This is a genomic window from Cupriavidus sp. YAF13 (assembly GCF_052113425.1).
Lineage (GTDB): Bacteria > Pseudomonadota > Gammaproteobacteria > Burkholderiales > Burkholderiaceae > Cupriavidus.
This window is the reverse complement of record NZ_JBFRDD010000066.1, coordinates 1-15,983: the sequence shown is the minus strand read 5'-3', so window position 1 is coordinate 15,983 and position 15,983 is coordinate 1. Positions and strand designations below refer to the sequence as shown.

15 protein-coding genes and 1 pseudogene are annotated in these 15,983 nt (G+C 62.7%); 1 reads left to right on the top strand and 15 read right to left on the bottom strand.

What is annotated here, in order from left to right; all coding sequences use genetic code 11:
• Positions 1–17 precede the first annotated feature (17 nt).
• The 13 genes from AB4061_RS34940 to gspG all read right to left on the bottom strand — a co-directional run bounded on the left by AB4061_RS34940 (position 18) and on the right by gspG (position 13,383).
• The gene (locus AB4061_RS34940; protein ID WP_441640723.1) at positions 18–1,613 is read right to left on the bottom strand and encodes a multicopper oxidase domain-containing protein; all 1,596 of its coding nucleotides are present in this window, start codon (positions 1,611–1,613) and stop codon (positions 18–20) included.
• Between the two features lie 13 nt (positions 1,614–1,626).
• On the bottom strand, positions 1,627–3,114 hold the full coding sequence (locus AB4061_RS34935) for a multicopper oxidase domain-containing protein (protein ID WP_441640722.1): 1,488 nt from the start codon (positions 3,112–3,114) through the stop codon (positions 1,627–1,629).
• Between the two features lie 340 nt (positions 3,115–3,454).
• Positions 3,455–4,009 (bottom strand): type II secretion system protein, encoded by a 555-nt coding sequence (locus AB4061_RS34930; protein ID WP_441640741.1) that lies wholly within the window; start codon positions 4,007–4,009, stop codon positions 3,455–3,457.
• A 65-nt stretch (positions 4,010–4,074) separates the two neighbouring features.
• Positions 4,075–4,470 (bottom strand): type IV pilin protein, encoded by a 396-nt coding sequence (locus AB4061_RS34925; protein ID WP_441640740.1) that lies wholly within the window; start codon positions 4,468–4,470, stop codon positions 4,075–4,077.
• An 8-nt stretch (positions 4,471–4,478) separates the two neighbouring features.
• Positions 4,479–4,997 carry a type II secretion system protein gene (locus AB4061_RS34920; protein ID WP_441640721.1) on the bottom strand — a complete coding sequence of 173 codons (519 nt, stop codon included), beginning with the start codon at positions 4,995–4,997 and terminating at the stop codon, positions 4,479–4,481.
• A gap of 3 nt (positions 4,998–5,000) precedes the next feature.
• Complete coding sequence (locus AB4061_RS34915; protein ID WP_441640720.1) at positions 5,001–7,313, bottom strand: secretin N-terminal domain-containing protein; 2,313 nt, start codon at positions 7,311–7,313, stop codon at positions 5,001–5,003.
• Entirely contained in the window at positions 7,314–7,925 is a 612-nt protein-coding gene (locus tag AB4061_RS34910) for a hypothetical protein (RefSeq protein WP_441640719.1), read from the bottom strand. It abuts the gene before it with no gap.
• Complete coding sequence (locus tag AB4061_RS34905) at positions 7,922–8,488, bottom strand: hypothetical protein (protein ID WP_441640739.1); 567 nt, start codon at positions 8,486–8,488, stop codon at positions 7,922–7,924. Before AB4061_RS34905 ends, AB4061_RS34910 begins: the two co-directional genes overlap by 4 nt.
• On the bottom strand, positions 8,485–9,015 hold the full coding sequence (locus AB4061_RS34900) for a hypothetical protein (protein ID WP_441640718.1): 531 nt from the start codon (positions 9,013–9,015) through the stop codon (positions 8,485–8,487). The genes AB4061_RS34905 and AB4061_RS34900 overlap by 4 nt, the downstream gene beginning before the upstream one ends.
• Positions 9,012–9,920 carry a hypothetical protein gene (locus AB4061_RS34895; RefSeq protein WP_441640717.1) on the bottom strand — a complete coding sequence of 303 codons (909 nt, stop codon included), beginning with the start codon at positions 9,918–9,920 and terminating at the stop codon, positions 9,012–9,014. Before AB4061_RS34895 ends, AB4061_RS34900 begins: the two co-directional genes overlap by 4 nt.
• Entirely contained in the window at positions 9,901–11,604 is a 1,704-nt protein-coding gene (locus tag AB4061_RS34890) for a GspE/PulE family protein (protein ID WP_441640716.1), read from the bottom strand. Before AB4061_RS34890 ends, AB4061_RS34895 begins: the two co-directional genes overlap by 20 nt.
• Positions 11,605–11,611: 7 nt before the next feature.
• Positions 11,612–12,814 (bottom strand): type II secretion system F family protein, encoded by a 1,203-nt coding sequence (locus AB4061_RS34885; protein ID WP_441640715.1) that lies wholly within the window; start codon positions 12,812–12,814, stop codon positions 11,612–11,614.
• 59 nt (positions 12,815–12,873) lie between these two features.
• On the bottom strand, positions 12,874–13,383 hold the full coding sequence (gene gspG, locus AB4061_RS34880) for a type II secretion system major pseudopilin GspG (protein ID WP_441640714.1): 510 nt from the start codon (positions 13,381–13,383) through the stop codon (positions 12,874–12,876).
• A gap of 313 nt (positions 13,384–13,696) precedes the next feature.
• On the opposite strand from gspG, the gene AB4061_RS34875 reads away from it, so the two are divergent.
• A complete protein-coding gene (locus AB4061_RS34875; protein ID WP_441640713.1) occupies positions 13,697–14,833 on the top strand; it encodes an ATP-binding protein in 1,137 nt (378 codons plus the stop codon).
• A gap of 130 nt (positions 14,834–14,963) precedes the next feature.
• Here the strand turns inward: AB4061_RS34875 and AB4061_RS34870 are convergent, their stop codons facing one another.
• Together AB4061_RS34870 and AB4061_RS34865 are read right to left on the bottom strand one after the other, a co-directional pair.
• Positions 14,964–15,794 (bottom strand): response regulator, encoded by an 831-nt coding sequence (locus AB4061_RS34870; RefSeq protein WP_441640712.1) that lies wholly within the window; start codon positions 15,792–15,794, stop codon positions 14,964–14,966.
• 55 nt (positions 15,795–15,849) lie between these two features.
• Positions 15,850–15,983, bottom strand: a pseudogene (locus AB4061_RS34865) (IS1595-like element ISCARN29 family transposase); the annotation flags it as partial.

The window sequence follows — 15,983 nt, the reverse complement described above, 5'->3', positions numbered from 1 at the left end:
CGCGTTTCCCCTGACCTCTAGTTGGCTTCGTTGATCGTGAAGGCTTGCGGATCGACGAGCATCATCATCATCATCCCGCCCGGGAAGATATTGTTCGTGGTGATCTCACGCTCATTGTGCGAGTGCCACATGAAGGCAAAACCAGCCTCGCTCGTGGGCGGGTTCGCGATCGTGCCTGATGGTGGCGTGGTACCCGTGGGCCCGACAGCGCGGGTTGTCGCATCCGGCCCCAGGTAGGGACTGCCGCCGTACCAGGTGCCGTTCGTCAGGATGTTCGCATCGGGCAGCGTCACGGGACCGCCGCTGCCTACCTGCCCGAACGGGTGGGTTTCGAGAGGCTTGTTATGATCCTGGCACCATTCGTAGTAGTTCGGCGCCAGCGGGTCGCTCGTGTAGTACCCATTGGCATCCGGAACGCAGACCACGGGCTTGTTGAGGTATGCGGGGAACGCCTGGTCCGTGTACACGGCACCATCGCTGTGGCCATATACGTCCCAGTTCAATCCCTTGCCGGTCCAGTAGAAGATGCCATCCATCGCCATGCCCGGCGTGGTCGTCGTGGTAAAGAGCAGCGGCCCCGCAGGCGTGGCATTGTCGGTCTGGCTCAGCAGGAGGTTGCCATCGCGCGCCAGCACCCGCACATGATTGCCGTGTTCGTGGAAGGGATGCTGCCAGCGGCCGGTGCCGATGATTCTCAGCAGCACAAGCTCGCCGGGATGCATGTGCGGATTGCCGTTGTACGGCTGGTGCGGATATTGCACCGCGTAGTTCGGGTCCATGTCATCGGGCATGGAGCGCCCGTTGATCATGAAGTAAGCCGGATGGTAGGGCTCGGTCTCGACAGTCATGCAGCCATTGGGGCGCGTGCATGCCTTCCCTGCCGTGGTGCCGACCTGCTGCTCCGCTTGGGCATGGATGCGCGGATCCATCTCGGAGAACTGGAACAGGTACTCGCGGTCATAGCATGCGGCACTGTTGGTGTAGGCCGCGGCGGCGTTTCGGTAGTCAGTCTGACCGTCAGGGAGCGTGCTGCCGACGGCACGGCAGCCAGCAGGGACGGTGGTCGGCAGGACGATGATCGCACCATACAGCCCCATTTCTATCTGCAGGTCGCTCTGCGTGCCGCTGTAGTAGCCATGGGTACCCTCCGTCGTCGCGACGAAGGTATAGGTGACCGAGCCGCCGTGCGCGGCCTCCCTCGTGAGCAGCCCTGGCACTCCGTTCGACGTGGTGACCTGGAACCCGGGAAAGAGAATCGAAGTGTTGCCCGCGGCGGCCGGCAGGTTATTCCTGAGCGTCACCGTCACGGTGTCGCCCTTCCTGACGATCAGCGTCGGCCCCGGTATCTGCATGCTCGGGCAAGCCGCGCCGGGGATAGCCGCCGGCGAAAAACCGGCCGGCGCGGTGCCGCCAGTCCGGCAGCCGTACCCCCAAGAATAGACGCTCGATCCATCGGGCTGGCTGATGCGGGCCGCCTCGGCAGTCAGATCGAAACTCGTCCCGGTAATGCCCGGCGCGGCGGCTTGCGCCGGCATGCAGAGCAGCGCGGCGAGGATAACCGCCGCGAGCCCTGCGAGGCCTGCGATCCACGTGTTTCTGGTGATGTGGCCCACGGCTCTTCTCCCACTAGTTGGTGCAGACCTTGGTAGCCGGGTCCACTGCAGCGCAGATGTGGACCTCGGTCATCAAGCCACCGAAGTTCTCGGCGTCATTCGAAAGGTGATCCAGGTTCGGCGTGTACAGGTAGTACGTCGATCCCACGGGGTAGCGATTCTTGTCGCTTGCGTCCAGGATCACATCCACCGACTCGCCGCCGCCCAGGGTGATCGAATTCGTGTAGTAGGTCATGTCGTTGCCGGACATGTCGCGCAACAGCCGCGCGTTGACGCCGACCACGTGCATCGGGATGCCGAGCGAGGCCAGCGTCTGGAACTCGCTGACATCGAGATCCGAGATCCTGAGCAGGGCCTTGCCGCCAAGCGGGATGTTGATCAGCGTCGGCAGCGGCTGCGAGAAATGCGAGGTGCCATCGGCTACCTGCGTACTCATCRCCCCGGGCGTGACCGTGTCCGGATAGCTTCGTCCGTTCAGCAGAAAGTACTTGTCCTTCATGTCGGTAAAGGGTTCCGGGTTGAAGGTCATGCCGACGAAGTGGAAGTTCGGATCGAATCCATGGATCTGGATCGGATACTCGACGTCATAGGCGGTCGAGCCGTCACCATCGTTATAGGCATATAGCGTCGGCGAGTTGCTCTTGTTGACCTGGTGAACAGCGCCGTTGTTCACGCGCGGAAGAGGCGTCGAGCACAGGATATCGGTTCCGCACCTGGTACGCGGATCGCTCTGCTGGGCCTGCAGCGCAGCGTACAGCGACGCTCCGCTCGGGACGCGGTTCTGACGAGGCCGGACATAGATCTGGCCCACCATGCCCATCTGGAGGTGTTCCGGGGGGGTGATGTGGCAATGCCAGAAGTACGTACCGGCATCCGGAGCCAGGTAGTAATACGTGAAGCTGCCGCCGATATTGATGGCAACGGAAGCATCGGGCACACCATCGTAGAACGACGAGGCGTTCGGATAGCCGTGGAAGTGCACCGTATGCTGCTCGAACAGGTCGGGACGCATGATCATGCCGACGTTCGTCAGTGTGAGGAAGAACTCGTCGTCCTCGTCGATCGCCATGGTGGGGGCCGGTATGTTGCCGTTCATCACGCCGACATCCATGATGGGCCGTGGATCGACGTGCCCGGTGAGTGCGTTGCCGGCATTCGGATCCGGGACGAGGCCGACCGCGCCATTGACAGACGGCCAGGCAGAATTGAACACCGAAGCCGGCTCCGTGCCGGGCAGGCCCTGCTTGATATCCGCGAGACCCGACAGAGGACCGAACGAGAACATATAGGTCTGTGTCCCGTCGCCCATCGTCGAGTAGCCGTCGCCGCCCGAGATCTGCTGACACTTGATGCCATCGCTGACCACGCCCGCTGCCGACTTCGGGTGAAGCGCCGTATCGTCCGGGCATTGCACCCGGAAGGACTGGGCAAGCGCGGGCATCGCGAAGAGAAGCAACAACAGCGCCGACACGCCGCCGCGATATATGCGAGTACCGAACATATGACCTCCTTCCTGCGGGCCTATCAGCGCGATTCCCGTAGGACATCAAGTTCCACGCCTGCGCCAGCCACACCCGTCGCTGCCGCTCACCTCACTGCCATGCCATCGCGCCACCGGCGCCAGAAGAAGCGGATACCCGAGGGTCCGCGAACTCCCTTGCCCCGGTCCCGGCGCGATGAACGGGGAAGCCCGATGCCCCCACGCCCGCCTCGCTCCAGAACCCCTTCGGCGCTTCTCTCTTCACGCTTGTATTGTGGTGAACCCCGATGCAGGTTTGCATGGGTCAACACCCTACTGATGCGGTAGGGCAATCCATCGAGGGCGCCGAGCTCCGGCGGCATCATCTGGACCGCCCATTGAGACTGAACGGGGGCGTGTTCGGGGACAGGTTGCCAACGCCGGCGCGCCGGGCTGGCGTGTCGGCCGGCGCGGTCGGGTTTTGCGTAGTCGGAAGATCCAGGCTGGCGCGGCTTCGGCGCCCCGGAGGCAGGTAATAGAATTGCCACTCGGTGTAGGTTTTCGCATTGGCGAAATCCGTGTAGAGCCTGGGGAAGTTCGCGTGCTTGATGGCCGGTGCCGTGGAACGGCTATAGACACCGTAGATGCGGTCGCCGTCGTGGAGGAACAGCCAGTCGTTCTTGCCAGTGACCGGGTCCGGATACGCTCGCCGCAGATGGTGTAGCGGCACCGGGAAGCGCTTGTCTTCCAGCAGATCGTCGACCGATGCCGGCAGCGTCCGGCCCGCCTGATAGTAGCGCTGGATGGCCAGCCGGTACTGGTTGCCGACGAACAGCAACTCCTCTTCCTGCAGCCGCTGCCGCTGCAACGACCAGACATCGAGCGCGCCCATCAATGCCACTGAAACAAGGATCAGGGCAATCAGCAATGCCAGCATCACCAAGCCATGGGCGCCATTGCCCTGGCGATGACGCATCGGACGACGCTGCCGGCGGGCGCAGGTCATTTCGCGGGGCCGGGGGCCGCGGCAGCAACCGGAACAGCGGCCGCTTCGCTGGCCGGCGCAACGTCATAGACCCCCGTCTTGTCCGCATCCGGCGAGGCAATCACTGTCCATGCGGTACCGCCCATGACGGGATCTTCGGGAACACTACGCAGATAGTGCTTTTGCACCAGCTCGTCCAGGTTCTCCGGATACTGGCCGTTGTCGCCGTAGTATTTATCGATCGCGTCCCGCATCACGGCCAGGTTCTGCCGCTGCACCTGCTCCTTGCCCCGATCGATGCTGTGCAGGTAGCGCGGCAGCGCGATCGTTAGCAGCAAACCGATGATCGCCATCACGACCACCAGTTCGATCAAGGTAAACCCATGGAGCCATTGGCCGCGAGCGGGCTTCATCATGCGCCTCACCATTCTTTGTAGGGAATGCCGTCGAGACCCAGGCGTTCCGCCCTGGAAGACACGTCAAACACGTCATTGCCGCCTTGCGGATTGCTCTCCACGCTGCCATAGGCTCGCAGGTTCCACGTTTCCTCCGCCGGCGTGGTGGCGTCGCCGGTGAAGAACGGATCGCGCGGCACGCTGCGCAGGAACATCAGCAACCCCGCCTTCGGGTCCTTGGCATTCTTGACCCCGGTTACCAGCACGGTCAGCGTCGGCGGATAGCCCGACGCCCCCACCTCCTTCTCGATCAACCCAAAGTCACTGGCGTCCTTGTAGGCGTCCAGGGCGGTACGGATCTGCCGCAGCGCCAGCCTCAGCTCCTGCTCCTTTTCGCGCTGCACCATCAACTCCGAGAATGGCACGATCGCCAGCGCGACGATACCCACCAGCGCCAGCGTCACCACCAGCTCTATCAGGGTGAAGCCGCGGCCATACAGGCGCCAGCGGCCGCGGCAAGGCGTTGTCCGGGTCGCGGGCGTCATAGGTCAGTGCGCTCCCGGGATCGGATAGAGGGGGTTCTCGGTCGCCATCTCGTTCGACGGCATCTTCACGATGGGCGCGGGCGGCTGTGCGGGCGCCACCGGGGGTGGCGGCACCGGCGGCACCACAGCCGCAGCGGCTGCGTCCTGCGCTGCTGCGCTCGCATCGGCCGGGGCGGAAGCGGCGGCGGCTGGCGCCGGCGGCGCGGCCTGGATGGCCGGGAACCGCGCCGCGAACGGATCGGGCGGCGGAGTCGTCCGAGGCGCCGCGGGTGGCAGGCCCAGCGAGCCTCTCGGAGGCACCACGAGGGGTGCGGGCGGCACCGCGCTGCCGGCCGCCGCAGCCTTTGCATTGCCTCCAACCGCGGCCCCGTCGATACTCGCCGGCGCGACGGGTGCTACGGGAACTGGCGGGGAGACGGTCCCGCCCCCAACCCGGCCCGGCTTGAAAGGCGTGCCGGGCGCGGCAACCGGAGCTTCAGCGCTGGTGGCATCGAGACGCAACTGCTCGGTGCGCACATTGGTATCCGTCCCGGACCAGATTTCACGCGTATCGGCATCCGCGACGCGTTGAGGACGGATGATGTGCGGGGTGATCTGCAAAACGATTTCCGTCTTGACGTGGTCGCCGTTGTGATCCGAAAACAAGCGCCCGAGCACCGGCAACTGGCCCAGGCCAGGCACCTTCTCCGCCGTGGTGCGATCGGCATCCGAAATCAGGCCGCCGAGGACCTGTGTCTCGCCGTCCCTGAGTCGCAGACTGGTCGATGCGCTGCGTGTGCCGATCTGGTAAGCCAGCGAGCTGAGGCCGGTCTGTGCGTTGCTGCTCGATATTGTCTTCGTGATGTTGCTGACCTCGAGACTGATCTTGATGCCGACGTCGTCGTCGCGGTAGACCTGCGGCTCCACCTCAAGCTTGATACCGACATCCAGGTACTGGATATTTTGCGCATAGGAAGGGCCACTGGTGCTCGGGGTGCTCGAACTCGATATCACCGGCACCTTGTCGCCAATCAGGATCTTTGCTTTTTCCTTGTTACGGGTGCGGATGCGAGGACTCGCAAGCAGGTTCGCATCGGTATCCGTCAGCTTGAAGTTGGCCGTTGCCGACAGCCCGCTGACCACCAGCTGGTTGATCGGCAGCGTGTGCAGGGCGCCCCATGTGGACGCCGTATTTGGCGTGGCCATCGTGAAGCTGTTCGGCCATGCGATTCCCAGGTCCGTCAGCCGTTCATGCGAGACTTCCAGGACTTGCACCTCCAGCATGACCTCGGGTTCGGGAAGATCCTGTGCGGCGATCAGCTGTTCCGCGAGCCGAATGGTGTCGGGCGTTCCGCGAATCGACAGGGTATTGGCATGTTCGTCAATCACGATCTCCTTGATCTTCAACAAGCTCTTCAACAAGGCCTGCACCTGTTTGGCGTCGATGTTCGACAACTGGAAGGTGCGGACCTTCAGCTCCTGGTACTCCAGTTGCTTGTTTGGCGTGGCTGGATAGATGAAGAGCGTGTTCGCATTCAGGACCTTCTTGTCCAGTTGGTTTTGCAACAAGATCAGATTGACCGCGTCCTCGATCGCGGCGTTGGTCACGAAGATCGTCGTCTTGAGGTCGGTGCGCACATCACGGTCAAAGATGACATTCAGGCCCGACGTGCGCGATAGTGCTTCAAAGACCATCCGCACGTTCGCGTCGCGAAACTGCAGCGTCACCGGCGTACGCATGATCGACGCGGCCGCGCTCTTCTCCTCGCGCGCGGCCCGCAGCTGCCGCCGCTTGTCTTCGATCAGCCTCTTCATCTGCTGTGCCTGGACGTTGGTCGGATTCTCCGCGAGCACGTCGCGCACACGTTCCGCCGCGCTGTCATACGATCCGCGTTCAAGCATCCGCTGAACCTCCGCCAGGATGACAAGATCGCGCATATCGATCTGTAGCGCCGCGCCCAGCTTCCGCCCTCGCTCGCTGGTGGGATCGATCCTGCTCGCCTCATCGAGCTTCAGCACGGCTTCATGAAACTGGTAGCTGGCTCGCAGCCGATCCACTTCATCCAGAATTGCGTTCATCTGGCCGTTGCGTTCGTGCATGTAGTTCAGCTGTACCTGCGCATCGGTGGGCTGGCGAATGCTCGCGTTACGCAACGCGCCTGGCTCCACCGCGCAGCCACCGAGCACCATCGCGATCAGCGCCGCACTGAATCGACGCGCGTGGTAGCTGGCATAAGACGCGCGAGGAGCCGTGCAACCTGACGCGGCTATTGACCTGAGGGACGCGTCGCAGCGCTCTACTCTGCAGGCGGCGTCCGATCTGCACCGGGATTTCATTTACTTTCCTTCGCCCTGGGTGGACATGAACTGTTTCACGTTAAGCGGCAGATAGGTAAAGGTCGCACCTGTTGCCGTGATCGCCTCGAGGCGGTATTGCCCGTCAATCACATCCCCCAACGATACGATCAACAAGTGGTCGCCGCTGCTCAGGAACACTTGCTCCTTCGATACGTCCGCACCCAGCGCGCCCACATAGGCAAACGGCAACGGCGGCGCCGTGGGTGCCGGGGGAGGCGGGGCCGCAGCGGGCGGTGCCGGTGGCGCAGGCGGGGGAAGCCAGGACGAAACGCTGAATGGATCGTGGCCCGTATCTGGCGACAGCGGCGCACGCAACGCCGCAAGCTGTTCGCGCGGCGCGACCTCGGCAACCAGGCGCGCCGCGGGCTCGCTCGCCGCAGCTTGCGTGCGCCGCGGTGCCTCAGCTATCGAAGCCGGAGGGGCGGCGGGCATGACGCCTGACCTGCTCGGCAGGCTGCGTCCATAAGCAGCCCTGATGGCAGAGGCCACGGCCGGCACGCGGAGCTCCGGCGCTTGGTCCCAACCAATCAATGCGGCGGTCGCCAGAACCATGCCGGCAATCAGTATTCTCCGGACCAATGCGCTGTTCATGGCCGGCTCGTCCGATAGATCAGATCGAAGCGGATACGGGCATCGAGAACATTGCCGTCCACCGCTGGCCGTTCGACATGGATCTCCTGCAGCGCGGCGTTTGGCACGCTGTTGAGAACGGATGCAACAAAACGGCGAATCGTGCCGTACTGATCCTTGACTGGCAGCACGACCTGGTAGTGCGTAAATCCTGCCCCAGGCTCCGTAACGATCTGGTACTGTGCCGATCCCAGGGTCAGATGGCTCTCGCGCGCCTGGGAGAAGATCACGGCGATGTCGTTCCCGCTCTCGGCGAAGGTCGTGAACAAAGCCGGCAGCTTACCCAGGGAATTCACTTCGGCCGGGACCCGGCCAGCGTCGCCAGGATATCGTGCTTTCGCGGCACGGGCCTGCCGTGCGCTGTCAAGCAAGCCTCTGGTCTGCGCCTGCACGGTGGGAACCGCGGCCCATGTCGCGGCGGCCACACCTAGCGCCAGCGCGCCAAGCAGGCCTGGCACGCCAAATGCGCGCCGCATCTCGAAATGCAGCGTCAACAGCAGATCGGCAAGCCGGCGGGTCGTCATGGCTTTCTCCACACTGCGACGATCTGGAAGCGCACCGGCGTCCCGGGCACGTTGGTCTCGATCAGGTGACCGCTCAACACCGCCTCGTGCAGGAGCTCGCTGCCCTGCAGATACTTCAGGTAGGCGATCATCCCGTCGGCATCCTTGGCTTCCGCCGTGATGCGGATCTGGCTCTGCGCGGGACTTTGATCAATACCGATCAGCGCAACATCGCGGGCAGGATAATCTTCCACGATGGACAGCAGGCTCTGCCATGGCACGGTAAGCTCGCGCAGGATCGCCTCGCCCTGCTTTTCGGCCAATCTGGCGGCAGGCGTGGGCGCGGTCTTGGGCGGGTGCTGACTGGCGTTCTCTTCGCGCGCTGCTATGCCGAACTGGGTTCGGGCACGATCATTGTCCTGATAGGCGAGCCACAGAGCCCTGGCGCTGAGCAGCAGCATCAATCCCGCCAGAACCAGCAGCACGACGCCGCCTGGAGCCAATGTTGCCGGGCGCCGGCTGAAGTCGATCTTGAGCAGCGGCATCATAGCGCGAACCCCATCAAGCGCAGCGGGGCTGCTGCACTCGACACGATCCCCTGCGGGCGGCGCACGGTGGCGAACCGCCGCTCGAATGCAGAGGGATCAAGGTCGATCCCGCCTAGATAGATCGTGCAGTCCTCTCGCCGCGTATTGGAGAACCGCTCGAAGACTTGTTCGGTAATGGCCGCAAGCCGCGATGTATCGGCGACATCGTCGGCAAACAGACGGTGCGCGCCATAGGCGACCCAGCGGTTGTGGTCCATCAGCACGGCGTGCAGTACGGTTTCGGCCACCACCACCAGCATCGAAGCGCTGCCGCCGACGCTGTGGCGGGCCCGATTCATCGCCTGAGGCAGCCCGAGCATCAGGCTTTGCACTTCCACGCTTGCCGCCGCGCTGACATCGCGGATGCCATCGTGCAGCGATCTCGACAACGCGCTGGCAAACACGGCCCTGCCGCCCCGCTGCACCACGGTGCGGATCATGATGGCATCGCCATCGAGCCCGAACGTCTCCGCGAAATAGCTCCGGGCGATATCTTCTACCTCCCGCGCGCGCATGGTGCGGAAGTCGCCCCGCAGGATCCCGTGATTGGCCCAGAAATCATCCAGCACGATGAACGCACGGCGCTTCGATTTCGTCGCACGTTCAGGAACACCGGGGGCTTGCGCCAATGCCTGACGCAGGACGTCGAGCGCTCCTTGCTCGGAGAAGTGCTGTGCCTCGACCATCGCGATGCTGGCGTGCTCGATGACCGGCGGCATGGACGGCGGCGCGCTGACAGCCTTTGCCCCGCGGCGCGCGCGCTGCGCCAGGCGCAGCAGATACTGCAGCCTCGTGGGGCGCACCCCGACCGCGGCGGCACAGGTGCCCAGCCCGATTGCGAGGACCTCATTCGACGATCGTGACACGATTGATCTCCTCGAGGGTCGTTTCGCCCTTCGCCATCAGCCGGACCGCCGCAGTGCGCAGGGTCTCCATCCCGTGGCGCAGCGCCGCGCTCTTGATGCGGCCAAGCGGCGCCCGCTCCGACAGCAGTTCGCGCAATTCGTCGTTCATCCGCAGCGCCTCCGCAATGGCGCGTCGCCCACGATAGCCCGAGCCACGACAGGCGGCGCAGCCAAGCCCCCTGCGGAAGCGAAAGCCCGCTGCCATCTCAGGATCGATCCCGGCACGTGCCAGCGCGTCCGCGTCTCCCGCCTCCTCGATCGCGCAATCGGCGCAGCACTGGCGAACCAGGCGTTGCGCCACCACGCCGTTCAACGCGGACACAAAGCTATAGGGATCGACGTCCATATTGGTGAAGCGGCCGATCACATCGAACACGTTGTTCGCGTGCACGGTCGTAAAGACCTGATGCCCCGTGAGCGCCGCCTGCACGGCGATCTGCGCGGTCTCGGGATCGCGGATTTCGCCGACCATGATCTTGTCGGGATCGTGTCGCAGGATCGAACGCAGCCCCCGGGCGAACGTCAGCCCCTTCGCTTCGTTCACCGGAATCTGGAGGATGTCGCCCAACTGATACTCAACCGGGTCTTCAATCGTCACGATCTTGTCGAGGCCGTCGTTGATTTCGGTCAGGATTGCGTAAAGGGTGGTAGTCTTGCCACTGCCCGTGGGCCCGGTCACTAGCAGCATGCCGTACGGCATCGAAGCGACCGAGCGCATGAAGCGCATATCGGCCTCCTGGAAGCCGAGCGCCTCGAGCGTCAAGCCACCCGACGCCTGCGATAGCTGGTAGCGATCGAGAATGCGAAGAACGGCATCCTCGCCGAACAGGTTCGGCATGATCGACACGCGAAAATCGATGTCCCGCCCCGCATATTGGGCCTTGAAGCGACCATCCTGCGGCACCCGCCGCTCGGCGATATCGAGCTCCGAGATCACCTTGACGCGCGACAGCACCTGGTCGGCAACGCCTCGCCCTTCCGCGCGGCCGACCACCGTCAGCACACCGTCCACACGGCACTTGATCACCAGGCCGTTCGCCCGGCATTCAAGGTGAATATCGCTGGCCTTCATTTTCAATGCGTCGTAGATCGTCGAATTGAGCAGGCGCACGACCGCGCTGTCGTCGCTGCTGATGCCCTGTAGCGTCAGGGCCAGTGCGGACGGATCATTGGTGCGCTGTATCGGATCATCGAAAGCCAGCGTGTCCAGGGCGCGCACATCCTTTTCACGCGCGGCCAGGTAGGCGGTCAGATCGCCGACACTGGCCAGCGACCAGCTGTACTGCACGGTAGGGCGCGCGCGCATGCGTTGATCGACACAGCTGCGGGTTCGCGTGTCCAGCGGGTCGGCGATCACGAATAGCAGGCCCGCGCCCTGCCGGAAGCCCACGCACAGCCTGGTAGCCGCCTCGACAAAGGGAAGGACTTCAAACTCCGGCTCAAGCTGATGGAGCTCACGGATACTGATCGGGACCATCCTGAACTCGGCCGCCAGCTGCGCAAGAACCTCGTCGGCACTCATGGGCTGTTGTGCGAACAGTGCCTCAAGGGCGCGTATCCCGGAGCCGTGGCGCTCGCCGAGCTCGCGCAGGGCGGCCCGGAACTGAACGCTCCCTCTTTCCATATTCGCGCCGTTCGGATCCATGACGTACCTATTGGAGGCTGGAGGCTATTTCAAAAATCGGCAAATACATCAGGACGACAATGCCGCCGATGACGACGCCGATGAAGATCATCATCATTGGCTCGATCAATCGCGAGATCACGTCGATGGCCCGTGACACCTTTGCCTCCTGGAATCCGGCGATCTTGTCGAGCACGGGGCCCAGGCCGCCGGTCTTTTCGGCGACGGTCAGCAATCGATAGGTAATCGCGCTTGCCAGCCCGCAATCCTGGAATGCGTCGGACATCTTTCCGCCGTTGCGGATGGTATTCATCGCCGTGGCGAGCGCCACGCGGTCGCCACGGCCGATCAGGCCACGAGCAAGGTCGAGTGCCTGGACCACCGGAATGCCGCCATCGACCAGCATCGCCGAGGTTCTGAAGAACTGAGACTGGCGATAGATACGGAAATGCATGCCGATGCCGGGCAACGCAAGAATGCGATCGGCAATCCAGTCGCGCACGCCCTGCCGGCGCAGTGCAACGATCGATCCCAGCAGCAACACCGCGAAGCCTGTGACCAGCGAAGACCCGTGCGCGTGGACCAAGCCGCCCCAGGCCATCAGCCATCGCGACAGCAGCGGAAGCTCGCGGCCGCTGTTCTCGAGCAGGTTCGCGAAACGCGGGACGACAAAAGCCAGCAGGAAAAAAACCACGGCCAGGCCAACGGCCATCAGGACGGATGGATAGATGGCCGCGGAAACCACCCGGGCACGCAATTCTCGCAACGTGGCGCTATTGCGCGAATAGCGCTTCAGGCTTTCGGCAAGGCCGCCAGTTTGTTCGCTGGCCTTTACACAGGCTATCAGCACGGTCGGGAAGACATCATCCGCATGCTCGAGCGCGGCGGACAATGCGTGGCCTTCGTCCAGTTGCCTTAGCAGTTGCCGGTAGGTTTTTGCCGAGGCATCGCGGCGCTCATTGCTGCCCAGCGTGCGTAAAGCGTCGATCACGCCAACACCGGCGTCCAGCAAGGCGGCCAGTTCTCTTGCAAACAACTCGACGTCGAACTTCGTTACCTGCAGCGTCATCCAGCGGCCAGGCCCGCGCCTGGCGCCGGCGGCTTGCCGGATCGATACCACGCGCAGCCCGCGCGCGCGCGCCGTTGCGGCCGCACTGGCCGGCGAGTCGCTGTCGATGTGGATTGACTGCACCTCGCCGCAGGTATCAAAGACGCGCATCAGGTACTTCACCTCGTTCTCCCTGTCCGGCCATCCAACCAGCGGGCTACCTCTTCGCAAGCAGGGCACGCTTACCAGGACGTGACATCCGCGTTCTCGCCATCGCCTCCAACTTGCCCATCCTTTCCGAAGGAGACCAGATCGTAGTCACCATGCTCGCCTGGCGAGCGGTATTGATAGGGCCTGCCCCATGGATCCAGCGGCACGGCCTTCTCCAGGTAGGGCCCGCTCCAGCGCGGCTCGTTCTGTGGCTTTGCCACCAGGGCTTCGAGCCGCTCTTCCGTGGTCGGGTAGGACCCCACATCCAGGCGATACTGGTCTAGCGCCTTGCCCAAGGAACTGATCTGCGCCTTGGCGATGCTGATGTTTGACTTACCGAGTTGGGCGAAGTACTTTGGTGCAACGAGGCCTGCCAGCAAGCCGATGATGACCAGGACGACCAGCAGCTCCAGCAGCGTGAAGCCCTTGGTTCGACCCCAATCCTTCCCGATGCACCGCCCGCCACATGGCCGGGATATACACCCGTGCACGCGCCTGCATATGCGCGTGCAAAGCGAAATCAGTTGCGTATCGATGCGCATGGAAAACCCCTTGCCCTCGGGACGATCGCCTCGGCCCAACCGCGGCCTTTTTCTCATTCTTGGCTAGCGAGCGATGGGAAAGAAGTGGGGATACCCGCCGAACGGCATGGGTAGAGACCCTCCACTTGGGTACAGCAATGAGCCGTATTGGCATTTGGCTTCCCGGGTACATACAATAAGACACACCTGAAGGGAATGCCCTTAGGCGGCCGTCTTTCCGTGTTGCTGGACATCGCCATTGCGCAAGGAGGTGACTGGCGCTTTCCGTCCATCTCGCGCGGACCGCGGCCGCATCAGCACTTTAGGAGTTCCGATGAGCGCAAGCACTCCCCACGGAGGAGAGCATCTGAAACTGCGTGACGTCACCGATGCAATGCGCAAGATGATGGCCGCGATCGATTCGAGCAACAGGGTCCTGCGCGCGATAACAGATGTTCGCGGTACCGCTCTGGCCATTCTCGCGCCGGGCGGACGTTTTTTGTCGGCAAACAGCAGCGCCGCGGCGATGTTTGGCTATTCGATTGCGGACTTGATAGGCAAATCGCTTGCCGAACTGGTTCGGGAGAGCGATCAGAAACGCGTTAGCGAGGGATTCTCCGGCAGTGCATCGAGTGCGTTTCACTCCTTTGGTGCGGTCTTGCGCGGACGGGGCGGCCGGGACACCGATATCTTGTTGCACAAGCAACCCATTGCGGATAGCGAAGGCAATTTCAGTGCGTTCCTGGTTGTCTTCGAGGAGCCCGTCATTTTGCAGGATGGCAGCATCGAGGCGCTGAGTCGTCCTGAATCGGACCTTCGTCGGCTCTACACGCACCTGATGATCGGGCAGGAAAAAGAGCGCAAGCGGGTATCCTCCGAGCTCCACGATGGCCTCGGGCAGGCACTGACACTGATCAAGCTGATGGTTGAAGACTCACTGCAGCGCATCGAGCGCGGCAACGTCGAGGAGGCCGTCGCGTTACTGGATACCACGGTGCTGCGTATCCGTGAAACCATTGGCGAGGTGCGCCAGATCTGCAACGAACTACGCCCCAGGCTGCTTGATGATCTGGGCTTGGTCCCCGCGCTGGCATCCCTGTGCAGGCAGATAGAGCGCGGCAGCGGGAAGGTTGTCGTCATCTTCGATTGCCGGGCCAGGGAAGACGAGATTCCGGACAGTCTCAAAGCCGATATGTTCCGGGTGGCGCAAGAGGCAATGAACAACGTCGTGAAGCACGCGGTGGCAACCGAGATCAGGGTGACATTGCAACGCGACGCCAACGACATCCTGCTAACGATACAAGACAACGGCATCGGCTTCGAGCAGCTTCCCCTTTCGGCCGACGACGCGTCCTTCTCGGGGCTCGGTCTGATCGGGATGCAGGAGCGGGTCGAATCGAATGGCGGGAGTTTCTCGCTCCAGTCAAGCGAGAGCAGAGGAACCCTCGTCTCGGCAACGTGGAGAACCTGATCCGCCGTGGGACAACGGCGACGTGCCTGCATCGGTTCGTGGTCCGGACATGTGCCTCATTGCCGTGCGAACTGTGCGAACTGTGCAAGCTGTGCGGGCGGCCATACGCATGCCGCCCACGCCAACCAACCTACTTTTGAGCGTCGCGACGAGGACAACCAAGGCGATCCTCGTTTCCGGCGGTGCTGCCGGACTGGCCATCCCGAACGTCATCGGCGCTGCTCGCGTTGTCGTTGGGCGCATCATGTGCATGCGTCAGCGGCGGCTCTGCATCGTGATTCGGATCATAATATCGCTTGGCCAGGGAAGTGATCAGGCCCATGTTGATGGCGATCAGAACCAGCCCGGTCAGATTTGTGATCCCTAACTTATGCATCAGGCTGGCACGATACTTCTCGATGGTCTTTGGGCTGAGGTTCAGGTATTGCCCAGCCTGCTTGTTGGATCGGCCTTCCGCGACCAGCTTCAGAACGCTGCGTTCCCTGGCCGTAAGCACATCCCACGCATTCTTATTCGAAGCCAAATGGTCGTTTCCGCTAACAAACGATTCCACCAGGTTTCCATACATTTCCGAACTCAGATGCTTCTTGCCCTGCATGACAGCATGCATCGCAAACACCAGGTCTTCGAAGGAAGAATCTTTCAAGACGTAGCCATCCACACCGGCACGCAGCGCCTCCCGGACGTACTCGTCGCTTTGGTGGACAGTGAGAGCAATGATCCGAACGGCTGGCGTTCGGCGTCGGATGGAGGAGATCGCATCGATTCCGTTCATGCCGGGCATCGATAAATCCATCAGGATCAGGTCCGGATTCAATGAGATAGCAAGATGACACGCCTCTCTGCCGTCTTTCGCCTCACCGACGACATTGAACTCGCCGATGCCGGATACCATCGAGCGTAGGCCGCTTCGTAGAAGGTGATGATCTTCGACGATCAGAACATTATATTTTATATTCACGTCCCCCTCCCTTTACCACCCTATTTTCTTCTGTTATTCATTGGCGCTGTTCAGATTAAACGTTGATGACCTGCTTGCCGAGAGCTGACGCGATGACATCGTCGGCGGAAACGCCTTCCTTGTTCCAGCTCATCAGCCGTTGCCAAGCCAGGTAGTTCGGCAAGTACTTGGTGGCCACGCCCCTGAGTT